Source organism: Ruegeria sp. O4, from assembly GCF_056535125.1.
The window spans coordinates 1-551 of the sequence record NZ_JBQERO010000056.1 but is presented as its reverse complement, the minus strand read 5'-3'; the positions used below and the strand labels follow the sequence as shown (position 1 = coordinate 551).

The 551-nt window shown below is 49.9% G+C and carries 1 protein-coding gene; it reads left to right on the top strand.

The genetic code is table 11. The features are described 5' to 3' along the window. Positions 1-382 (top strand): MarR family winged helix-turn-helix transcriptional regulator (locus tag ACR0J7_RS20465; RefSeq protein ID WP_480915482.1); only part of this gene is annotated, 382 nt, incomplete at its 5' end. Positions 383-551: the final 169 nt, after the last annotated feature.

Below are 551 nucleotides of genomic sequence, written 5' to 3'. Positions count from 1 at the left end.
AGAGATGGACAAAACCTGGAAGGTTTACGGGCTTAACCTCGCCAGCTTTGATGTACTGGCGACTCTGCGCAGATCCGGAAAGCCTGAAGGCTTGTCGCCCGGGGAATTGCTTGACCTGACCATGGTGACGTCCGGGACAATGACCAACCGGATTGACCAGCTCGTCAAGGCTGGTCTGGTAGAGCGCGTACCAAATCCTGAAGATAAACGGGGTTTTTTGATACGTTTGACCAAGGCCGGGTTCTCAAAAATCGAAAATGTCGTTTCAGATCACGTTGAAACACAACATCGGCTCTTGAGAGGGTTATCACTCACGCAGCGCGAAAACCTGAATGAATTGCTCAAAACACTTGGCGAGGCGATTGACGTAGACGCGAAATAAGTACCGGAAAATTGGCGCGCCCCAAGAAACCAACACACTCTCAGAATACGACTTTGCATTGGAACTAACTACCGATGCCTAGGGTCAGGATGCATTGATTTTCAAGGCGCTGCATGATTCACGGCTCGAAAAATGGAGTGGTGATATGAGCGACCTTTTCTGGCTGACA